The sequence below is a fragment of the Ruminococcus sp. AF17-22AC genome, from assembly GCF_003460065.1.
In the GTDB taxonomy this organism is placed as follows: domain Bacteria; phylum Bacillota; class Clostridia; order Lachnospirales; family Lachnospiraceae; genus Blautia_A.
The window spans coordinates 71,079-80,614 of the sequence record NZ_QRXT01000014.1 but is presented as its reverse complement, the minus strand read 5'-3'; the positions used below and the strand labels follow the sequence as shown (position 1 = coordinate 80,614).

Below are 9,536 nucleotides of genomic sequence, written 5' to 3'. Positions count from 1 at the left end.
AAATGGGAGAAAGGAGAATAATCCATTAACCTCATAAGAGGATAACTGGATTATACGTGCAGTGATATGATCAAAAAACTGCAGAAAAAATATGCCCTGTCTGAACAGGGAGCAAAAGACCTGATCAAAGGCTGCCTGGCCTGTGTCCTTCAGAATCTGTCTTTTGTGTTCCCGGTAGGACTTTTATATTACCTGGTCAGCGATTTGATGAACGGGGGTGTTCCCGGTGGGAAAATTCCATTTTATGTGGCAGGCTGCGTGGTGTGTATCGGCTTGATTCTGCTGACCACTTTCTTTCAATACAATGCGACCTATTTTGCAACTTACAAAGAAAGCGGTGTCCGCCGCATTACCCTGGCAGAGCATCTGCGCAAAATCCCTCTTTCTTTTTTCGGAAAAAAGGATTTAGCCGATCTTACCAGTACCATTATGGCGGACTGTACCTTCCTGGAACAGAGTTTTTCACATTTTATCCCTGAGCTTGCGGGTTCGATCATTTCTACGGTTCTGATTTCTATCGGTCTGCTCTTTACGGACTGGAGAATGGCGCTGGCTGCCTTATGGGTTCTGCCGGTTGCTTTTGCGATTGTGGGATTTTCTGCAAAGATTCAGGAAAATCTGAATCAGAAAGCGATGGATGTGAAGATGGTCTGCGCAGACGGGATACAGGAGTGTATTGAAACAGTTCGTGATCTGAAAGCGAACAATGCGGAGCAGGCATATTTAAAAGGGCTGGAAAAGAAGATCCGTGCTGTGGAGCATCGTTCCATCCTCAATGAATTTGGTCTTGCTGCTTTTGTGGTTTCCGCGTCACTGGTGCTGAAGCTTGGTATTGCAACGGTTGCGCTGGTGGGAGCTGTTCTACTCATGCAAGGAAGCCTCTCCGTGCTTACATTCTTTATGTTCCTTCTGGTAGTATCCCGTTTATATGACCCTCTGCAGGGCGCGCTCCAGAATCTTGCGGCAGTCATCAGTACACGAACCAACATTGCCCGAATGAATGAGATTCTCGATCATCCGATCCAGCAAGGCAGTGACAGGCTTTCCAATCAGGGGTATGATATTGTCTTTGACCATGTTGGGTTTGCCTACAATACCGGAGAAACAGTATTGAAAGATGTTTCCTTTACGGCAAAACAGGGAGAGGTTACGGCTTTGGTCGGCCCATCTGGCGGCGGGAAAACAACCGTATCCCGGCTGGCTGCAAGATTCTGGGATATTAACAGAGGAAAGATTACCGTGGGAGGCATGGATGTATCCCGAATAGACCCGGAAACACTGCTTTCTCTGTATTCCATCGTATTCCAGGATGTCACACTGTTTGACAATACGATTCTGGAGAATATCCGAATCGGAAACAAAGACGCCACAGATGAACAGGTCATTGCGGCTGCGAAACTTGCCAATGTGGATGAATTTGCCAAAAAACTGCCGGATGGATGGCATACCAATATCGGAGAAAATGGCTGTGAACTATCCGGCGGAGAGCGCCAGCGTATCTCTATTGCCCGTGCATTTCTGAAAAATGCGCCGATCATTCTTTTGGATGTAAAATGAGGTATAGATGGTAGGCGTGTATAGAGTGTATCCAGTTTACTCTTAGAGGAAAATAGGTACATGATACACAGATAATGGAAAAGAATGTGTATCTAGTTGAATATAGAAGCAGGTAGTAGGTATGAAAGAATAGGATTCTTCCATGCCGTTTTTTATTATAGAGAAAGAACAGATTGCACAGTATTGACCAGGTCATTTCAGTAGATCTGCTGAATAGCTTTCTTCCAGAAGTGTGGTATAGTCTTGTGCTTGGAACAGGGAAACGATACAGAAAGGAGAAAACGATATGTCAGTACAGCCAGATATCATCTGGAACGAGCAATGTCTGGGGATACGGATAGGAGAACAGGTATGTATCTATCTGAAAAAGCATAATGCGGAATATCAGAGACTGCAAAAGAAAATACTGGAACTTATAGAGAAGTATCCAGTGATAGAAACATTTATGGAAGCGGCTCAGTCAATCAGTCTGACAGCAGACGAACATCAGGCACTGCACCAATATTTCCAACTGGAGAACGGAAAGGAAATGATAGAAGAAGAATATCATTTCTATATGGGACAGGCACAGATGATTTCGTATGGTGCCATGCTTGGAAAAATCAAAAAAGCAGTGTCAGGAAAGGACGAAAGTGATACAAAGAAATTACTGGAACTGCTAATGGATACCTGGATTGATGAGGTAGAAAATGAACTGAAAGAAAATGCAGTGTACCAGAAAATGCTCGAAAAAATATCAAAATATGAAGATCAGGTTCAGGCAATGGGACTTGAAAAAGAAAAACGAAAAATGATAGATGCATACGTTACGAAAGTAAATGAGAGATGGATTCTATATGCGGAATCCTTGTATCAGGCTGGTATGCAGAAAATCCTGGAATTACTGAATCTGTAAAAGAGACGGATAAAATGGGGAAGCACGAAAGACACTTCCCCATTTGTCACTTCTATTCATCTTTGCCATCAATGAGAAATATGTATGAAACCTGAAAGATTTCAGCAATGGCTTTTAATTCAAGATCAGTGACATAACGCTTGTTTGTTTCGATTCTGGTGATTACATTTTTATCCATATCGTAACCAGCTAACTGGAGTTTATAGGCAAGATCACGCTGAGACATATTGTGGGTCTTGCGAAGTTCAATCAATCGCTGGCTAATCAGATTCTTCTCACCAGACTGTGTCCTTGGCTTTGGCATCTTAAATCTCTTCCTCTCTGGTAAACAGATGGTTTGTCTCACTTTTTGCACCATCTGTATTGATTTTAACGATTGGACAAGGTAGAATCGGTTGTAAAAGTGAGACAAGGACAGAAGAGAAGGGAGAAATATATGGAGCAGGCAAAAATAGAACAGCTTGCATTTTTATATTTATGCAGCGAGCATGATAAAAGGTTATTGCTGAAAAAAGAAAAAATGCCGTTAGCTGATTTTGACAGGTTGACCTACTTGATTTACCATTTAGGTTTTAAGGAATATCATATAAAAGTATGGATGGAATTTGCTGGGGACTTCCAAAAGGAATGGGATTGCCTGGAAGCACTTCAGGAAACAGGTGGGCGTGTTGGAAACATAGATAGTACAGAATCAGAAGTTAAACTCCATGAGATGTGGATTCAGGATTTTTGCAAAAGCACACCAAAAGAGATCGGAGAGTGGATACAAGACCTAGATTATAAATAAAAAATATGATATCATTAGTGGTAGAAATCGAATTTTGTTAGGAAATGACACAATAATGAGTAGTGATAAAGAAATTGCTCATAGCATTGCGATATATATAAAGCTATAGGGGGATGTTATGACAGAACAGCAGTATAAGGATTTATTGATAGCAACAGCAAAGATGAGTGATTATGAGCATAAAGATGAGGTGGTGGAGGCGCTTAAAGTTGCTTCTGTTTCATTTCAAAAGGAATGGGCTTTTACATATCATTTGCCTGATCATCGTCAAGAGTATATTATTATTAGCGTTGTTCCAGATAAATTAATTGTCTTGAAAGAACATGAAGATTTTGTTGATGATTTGTGCAAACAGGTTTATGAACCAAACGATTATAATGAGTATAGCGGATTGGTATTAAAACCCGGAATACTTAATATTGCACCAGAAGAAGTAAGCCAAGAGATACTTTTTGATGATATACAAAATCGGATAATTGATGAAATTCGAGAAGCAAAGTTCTCAATTTGGATAGCAATGGCATGGTTCACCAATAAAAAAATATTTGATGAATTATTGAAAAAAAGAAATGAAGGGTTAGATGTAAAAATTATTATTGATAATAATCGTGTTAATAAGGAGAAACCTTCGTTCACTTTGGAAGATCACTTTGAGGTTTATCGGGTGGATGTGATGTCAGAGCGGTACAAAAATATAATGCATAGGAAGTTTTGTGTGATCGATTTAGAAGTTGCAATGCACGGTACTTTCAATTGGACAAACGCTGCAAACTATAATAAGGAACATTGGGATGTAGATCATAATAGAGAAACAGCAAAAACATTTGCAGAAGAATTTGTGAAAATGAGAAGAGATGCTGAATTGTCGATGTTGTGGCTTGATTTTTGAATGGAGTATGTTCATGGATTTAAAAGAATTTTATTTTCAAAATATAAAGGAATCCGAATACCATTATCGTTTTCTGGAATCTGTTAAAAAGGTAAATTATACATATAATATTTTTTATGGTGAAGAAGAAACTCAGAATTATCAATTTGAGATTTATGATGTTGAAGAAGCAATAACGAAATTTAAAGAACTGTGTCAGCCAGATGTTGATTTTTCAGGTGAAAATAAATGTTGGTTTTATCTAATAACATATTATCTACATATGCTCGGTTATGAGATAAAAGAGTTTCCTAGAATACTAGCAAGACCCCCTGTTGATCCAACAGACTTTACATATAGAGATATTAGAAATCGAATTATTGCTCTAGGTGGAGATGATAATGGAACTGTTCGTTATGCGACTAGAAGAACCTTTGTAGCAGATCTGACATTTGAGCAAAAGTCTTGTAATATTGAAGTGAACGATTCTATAAATCAGAAATTTATTGAAATTTCTACTAGACAGGCATCTTTCAATAGTATGCATATAGATGAAAAAATTGCTGAGATTGCAAACCTTATTGAAAACCTGTTGAAACAAGATGGAAAATTTATCACACCAGAATATGAAGATGTATGTTGTGGCTTCATTGACGATACGATAGTAAAGAATTATAGAAAGAAAATGCAGTGCTTTAGACATTGCACAGATGAAGCAATAGAGGAAAGAAAGACATACTCCGAAGAACAAAAAAAATTCCTTGTTGATTATGGACTTACAATGGTAAAAGCTATTCATGAATTGGTGAAATAAAGAATAGTAACATAGGCAGCTAGTAGGAACATTTTAAAGCAGTATTTATGTGCTACAAGAACAGAAATAGAGAATCCAAGTTATAAATTAATTAAAAGTGATAGCATACAGTTATGCATATTTGTTTGTAAATATACATAACTGTATTTTTTATTACGGGCAGGGCTCTTCGGGGTTCTGCCCTTTTTCTCTTTTTCCAGACCGAAAGACCACCTGCTGGAAAAGAACAAAGAAAACCAGAAAGGATGTGGTGACTTATCATTATAGGAATTGACCATGGATATTATGCCATCAAAACTCCCCATGTGTGCTTCCCGACAGGATTGACCGGGTATGATTACGAGCCGTACACCATGCAGAATGTCCTGCAGTACAATGGGAAATTTTATGTGTGTGGAACCGGGCGGCAGACGCTGGTGAGAAGCAAGACTTCCAATGACAATTATTATCTTTTGACAATGGCAGCTATTGCTCAGGAAATCCGCTATCGCCGGGGAGAGAGGAAAACAGATGTGGTTCTGGCAGCCGGCCTCCCACTGGCAAGTTTTGGCAGGGAGAAAAAAGGTTTCCGGGAATATCTGTTTCGGAAAGAGCAGCCTCTGCGTTTCCGGTACGAGGATGAGAGCTATGAGATCCGGATTCAGGATGTAAAACTGTTCCCACAGGGATACTCTGCCCTGGCTCTTCACCCGGAATGTGTTCGGGATGAGCCTTCTGTTCTTCTCGCAGATATCGGTGGCTGGACCGTAGACCTGATGCGGCTGGACAACAGTGTTCCAAATGCCGCTACCTGCCGCAGCCTGGAACTTGGTGTGATCCGGTGTGTGGATGAGATCACCGAGCAGGTACGCAGAAATACCGGACTGTCTGTAACGGATATTCAGATCGAACGTGTTCTGAACGGCCAGAGCTGCAGCATGGACCCGGCCGCAAAAGAAATCATTGTCCGGCAGGGAAGACTCTACACGGAGAAAATACTGTCTGCAATTATGGAAGCCGGGTTCGATCTGAAGGCAATTCCGTCCGTGATCATGGGCGGTGGAGCCAGCATTCTGAAACGGCACGTGACACCGCAGGACAGGCTGTGTCGGCAGATTTACCTGACAGACATACACGCCAATGCTTCCGGCTATGAGCGGATTGTGGGGCAGATGTGCGCGAAGTAAAGAGACCCGTTTTCTCGTTCCGCCTGAACCTTGATAACCCAGATCACAAAAAGGCATGGGAGATCCTGCAAAGTGTTCCAGATGGACAGAAGAGCAGCTATCTGGTTCAGGTGATTTTAAAAGATCAGGAAAACAACCAGCTGGAGAAAAGCATCCGGCAGGCAATCCGGGAAGAACTGGCAGGTGTTTCCATTTCTGGCTCCGGGGAGAGGGTTTCAAAAAAGGAAGAAATCCCGTCCCAGATGCTGGATTTTCTCTCCGGGCTTGAGGATGCATTCTGAAAAAGTCAAGTCTTTCCTGGTGATAAAATAGCCAAATTTCAAGCAGTCAAATTAGTATAAATCACGGATTTTTGAAAGGGGTGATGCCTATTGAATGTTATTGGATCTGCATCCTTTGGGAGCTTTTGAGAGCCTCATATTCGTTGGGTATTGTGAATAGCTTTCTGTCATGTTTTAGGGTATGTTGTATGTAGAAAAAAGAAAGGAGAACGAACACAATGGAGATGAAAAACATATGCGGAAAAATTCCGGTAGAGCTGCATGAAAAGCTAAAACTGGAAGTCGAAGAGTTAGGAATCAGCATACCAAAATACCTTGAAATGGTAATCGAAGAACACATGACAAGAAAAGGAGAAAAGACGAACATGGCAGATTTAAGAACAGTAGCAGTACAGGTAACCGAGGATTTATTTTCCAGACTGAAAGCAGTCCTCGCCAGGAATGGCATGAAACAGAAAGACTTCTTAATCGGGCTTATCGAAGATGCAATCGAAAAAGAAGAAGCCAAATGGAAAGCAGAGTCAGAGGAAGCCGAAGAAACAGAAATGGAAGATCCTGAGACTGCGAAATCAGAACCGGATGAAGAGTCAGCAGAACCTGAAGCAGAAGAGCCTGAGACAGAAGCACTGGAAGCTGAAACAGACGGAGAAATGACAGAACCGGACGAAGCTGAAGCAGATGAAGAGCCGACAGAGCCAGAAAACGAAGAGCCAGCGGAAGCAGAGCCAACAGAACTGGAAACCGAAGAAGCAGAAGAATCTGAGCCAGAGGAAGCGGAATCAGAAGAATAGACATCACAAAACAGAAACCAAGAGACGGAAACGGTGCAGAGAAATCTGCACTGTTTTTTTCACAGCGAAGGGAGGCTGATAGCCGGAACAATTCGATTTTTTGACCTGTTCAGTGGAATCGGAGGATTCCGAGAAGGGCTGCACAGGGCAGGGGGCTTCACCTGTGTCGGACACTGTGAAGCAGATGCATATGCAGACCACAACTACCGGGTGCTGTTTGATACGGAAGGAGAGTGGTTCTGCAATGACGCAAGAAATATTGAAACAGAACGAATGCCGGACTTTGATCTTTTATGTGCGGGATTTCCTTGCCAGGCATTCTCAATCGCTGGACGAAGGGAAGGATTTGCCGATGCAAGAGGAACCCTTTTCTTTGAAGTTGCCAGACTGGTTGCAGACAAACGACCTGCGTATTTTCTCCTTGAAAACGTACCCGGTCTGCTTTCGCATGACAAAGGGCGGACGTTTCACACCATCCTCAGTACGCTATCTGAACTGGGGTATCATGTCGAATGGAAAGTGCTTAACAGCAAGGATTTCGGAGTCCCCCAGTCAAGGAAGCGGGTGTATATTGTCGGATATCTTGATGGAAGATGTGCCGGAAAAATATTACCTTTCCCAAAAGCAAATGGAACAGCTCTTATACAAGTCCATGCTGGCAAACAGGGAGAAAGAGTCTACGCAGAAGAAGGACTGAGCTGCACGCTGACCAGCGGGGCTGGTGGTATGGGCGGCAAGACCGGATTATACGAAGTCGGTATCCCAATCAAGGAAAACACCCGAAAAGGATACAAGATGGCCTACGAGGGGGACAGCATCGATCTCGGATATCCGGGAATCAACAGCCGCAGGGGAAGAGTCGGGCATGAGATCGCCCATACCCTGACGACCGGAAACCAGCAGGGAACACTGCATTTTGTAGATATCTCCCCTCCGCCGCTGGTGACAGACGTTGCAAGATGTCTGAATACCAGACAGGATTCCAGCATCCATAACCACAGGGGCGAAAGTTCCGGGGTGCTGGTGGAAGAACCGCCAAGGGCAGTGCTGACACCGGCCAGGGAAAAAGTCCGCCAGAATGGAAGAAGGATGAAAGAACCGGAAGAGCCAATGTTCACCATTACGGCAACTGACCGTCATGGAGTGATTTACCACGGCAGAATCCGCAGGCTGACGCCAAGGGAGTGTCTGCGGCTGCAGGGATACCGGGATGGTCAGATTTCCAAGATGGAAAAAGAAACATCGGATAACCAGCTTTACAAGCAGGCCGGTAATGGTGTCACTGTCAATGTCATTGAAGCAATAGGCAGGAATTTGAAAGCAGTAGATGAAGAGATCCAAAGCGGCTCACCTGTTCCAGAAGCGAAGGGTGGGTGAAGCAGATCGACCTAAAAGACCAGTATTTTGGTACAGAGATTGAGATGACAGGTATCAGCCGCTATGATGCGGCTGTTGCGATTGGAAGAATGTTCGGAACAGAGCCATATCATATCCGTTCTTACGATTCCTGGTGTGTAAAAGATTCAGATGGAAAAACGTGGAAATTTTCAAGGGACAGCAGTATCGACTGTGAAAGGCTGGCAAATGGTACTGTAATAGATGCCGATGGAGATTATTCGACAGAAATGGTATCCCCGAAATTGGAATATTCGGAAATGGGGAAACTCCAGGAAGTGGTGCGGTGTGTCAAAAACGCAGGTGCTTTTGTCAATTCATCCTGTGGCATGCATGTCCATGTGGACGCATCCAATCATACACCAAGGAGTCTGAAAAATGCACTGACGATCATGTACTGCAAAGAGGATATTCTGTTCAAAGCCTTAAATGTACAGACGAGAAGGGAAGATGAGTATTGTCAGAAAGTCCGTCCTATGGTAGTGGAGAAGATCCGCCGGATGCCAAACAGCACCATCACGATGGAAAAATTCAAAAGGGCATGGTATGAGGGAAATGACGGAAGCTCCGAGCATTACAACTGGACAAGGTATTATGCCTTAAACCTACATGCTGTTTTTTCCAAGGGAACACTGGAATGGCGTTGTTTTGAAAGCACCCTCCATGCAGGAAAAGTCCGGTCAAACATTACGCTGGCACTTGCCATATCCGCACAGGCGGTCAACCAGTCCTGTACCCATGCCAAAAAGACGGAGATCGGGGATAACCCGGCATTTACATTCCGTACCTTTTTGCTCCGTCTCGGACTAATCGGGGACGAATACAAAAATGTGCGGAAGCATCTGCTTGCTAACCTCGACGGCGATAAAGCATGGCGGTATGACAAAAGCACATATGCCTGTCTGCAGAAGCCAGGACGGACAGAGGACGCAAGATAACAGAATAACGAGAACAGACAGGCCGGGTGGGAACATCCGGCTGT

Annotated in this window: 10 protein-coding genes and 1 pseudogene; 10 read left to right on the top strand and 1 reads right to left on the bottom strand. The window is 43.2% G+C overall.

Annotated elements, in window-relative coordinates; genetic code table 11:
- Nucleotides 1-66: 66 nt before the first annotated feature.
- A pseudogene (locus tag DWW86_RS15390) lies at nucleotides 67-1,548 on the top strand (ABC transporter ATP-binding protein); the annotation flags it as partial.
- A 295-nt stretch (nucleotides 1,549-1,843) separates the two neighbouring features.
- Nucleotides 1,844-2,452: a DUF6664 family protein gene (locus DWW86_RS15385; protein ID WP_117802443.1), complete on the top strand. Its 609-nt coding sequence runs from the start codon at nucleotides 1,844-1,846 to the stop codon at nucleotides 2,450-2,452.
- Between the two features lie 52 nt (nucleotides 2,453-2,504).
- Here the strand turns inward: DWW86_RS15385 and DWW86_RS15380 are convergent, their stop codons facing one another.
- A complete protein-coding gene (locus tag DWW86_RS15380; protein WP_015513363.1) occupies nucleotides 2,505-2,756 on the bottom strand; it encodes a helix-turn-helix domain-containing protein in 252 nt (83 codons plus the stop codon).
- A 132-nt stretch (nucleotides 2,757-2,888) separates the two neighbouring features.
- On the opposite strand from DWW86_RS15380, the gene DWW86_RS15375 reads away from it, so the two are divergent.
- The 8 genes from DWW86_RS15375 to DWW86_RS15340 all read left to right on the top strand — a co-directional run bounded on the left by DWW86_RS15375 (nucleotide 2,889) and on the right by DWW86_RS15340 (nucleotide 9,492).
- Nucleotides 2,889-3,239, top strand: coding sequence for a hypothetical protein (locus DWW86_RS15375; protein WP_117802442.1), 351 nt, complete (start codon nucleotides 2,889-2,891; stop codon nucleotides 3,237-3,239).
- A 118-nt stretch (nucleotides 3,240-3,357) separates the two neighbouring features.
- Nucleotides 3,358-4,128, top strand: coding sequence for a phospholipase D-like domain-containing protein (locus DWW86_RS15370; protein ID WP_015513364.1), 771 nt, complete (start codon nucleotides 3,358-3,360; stop codon nucleotides 4,126-4,128).
- A gap of 13 nt (nucleotides 4,129-4,141) precedes the next feature.
- Nucleotides 4,142-4,921: a hypothetical protein gene (locus tag DWW86_RS15365; protein ID WP_117802441.1), complete on the top strand. Its 780-nt coding sequence runs from the start codon at nucleotides 4,142-4,144 to the stop codon at nucleotides 4,919-4,921.
- A gap of 257 nt (nucleotides 4,922-5,178) precedes the next feature.
- Nucleotides 5,179-6,087 (top strand): ParM/StbA family protein, encoded by a 909-nt coding sequence (locus DWW86_RS15360; protein ID WP_158293346.1) that lies wholly within the window; start codon nucleotides 5,179-5,181, stop codon nucleotides 6,085-6,087.
- Nucleotides 6,075-6,368 carry a hypothetical protein gene (locus DWW86_RS15355; RefSeq protein WP_055155764.1) on the top strand — a complete coding sequence of 98 codons (294 nt, stop codon included), beginning with the start codon at nucleotides 6,075-6,077 and terminating at the stop codon, nucleotides 6,366-6,368. Before DWW86_RS15360 ends, DWW86_RS15355 begins: the two co-directional genes overlap by 13 nt.
- A gap of 218 nt (nucleotides 6,369-6,586) precedes the next feature.
- Complete coding sequence (locus DWW86_RS15350) at nucleotides 6,587-7,159, top strand: hypothetical protein (RefSeq protein ID WP_055155765.1); 573 nt, start codon at nucleotides 6,587-6,589, stop codon at nucleotides 7,157-7,159.
- A 33-nt stretch (nucleotides 7,160-7,192) separates the two neighbouring features.
- Nucleotides 7,193-8,536 (top strand): DNA (cytosine-5-)-methyltransferase, encoded by a 1,344-nt coding sequence (gene dcm, locus DWW86_RS15345; RefSeq protein WP_055155766.1) that lies wholly within the window; start codon nucleotides 7,193-7,195, stop codon nucleotides 8,534-8,536.
- Entirely contained in the window at nucleotides 8,533-9,492 is a 960-nt protein-coding gene (locus DWW86_RS15340; RefSeq protein ID WP_172678591.1) for an amidoligase family protein, read from the top strand. Before dcm ends, DWW86_RS15340 begins: the two co-directional genes overlap by 4 nt.
- Nucleotides 9,493-9,536: the final 44 nt, after the last annotated feature.

What these genes read in the sequence shown, in the direction of transcription:
- DWW86_RS15385 (WP_117802443.1), top strand. Translation starts at nt 1,844, where the DNA reads ATGTCAGTACAGCCAGATATCATCTGGAACGAGCAATGTCTGGGGATA.
- DWW86_RS15380 (WP_015513363.1), bottom strand. Translation starts at nt 2,756, where the DNA reads ATGCCAAAGCCAAGGACACAGTCTGGTGAGAAGAATCTGATTAGCCAG.
- DWW86_RS15375 (WP_117802442.1), top strand. Translation starts at nt 2,889, where the DNA reads ATGGAGCAGGCAAAAATAGAACAGCTTGCATTTTTATATTTATGCAGC.
- DWW86_RS15370 (WP_015513364.1), top strand. Translation starts at nt 3,358, where the DNA reads ATGACAGAACAGCAGTATAAGGATTTATTGATAGCAACAGCAAAGATG.
- DWW86_RS15365 (WP_117802441.1), top strand. Translation starts at nt 4,142, where the DNA reads ATGGATTTAAAAGAATTTTATTTTCAAAATATAAAGGAATCCGAATAC.
- DWW86_RS15350 (WP_055155765.1), top strand. Translation starts at nt 6,587, where the DNA reads ATGGAGATGAAAAACATATGCGGAAAAATTCCGGTAGAGCTGCATGAA.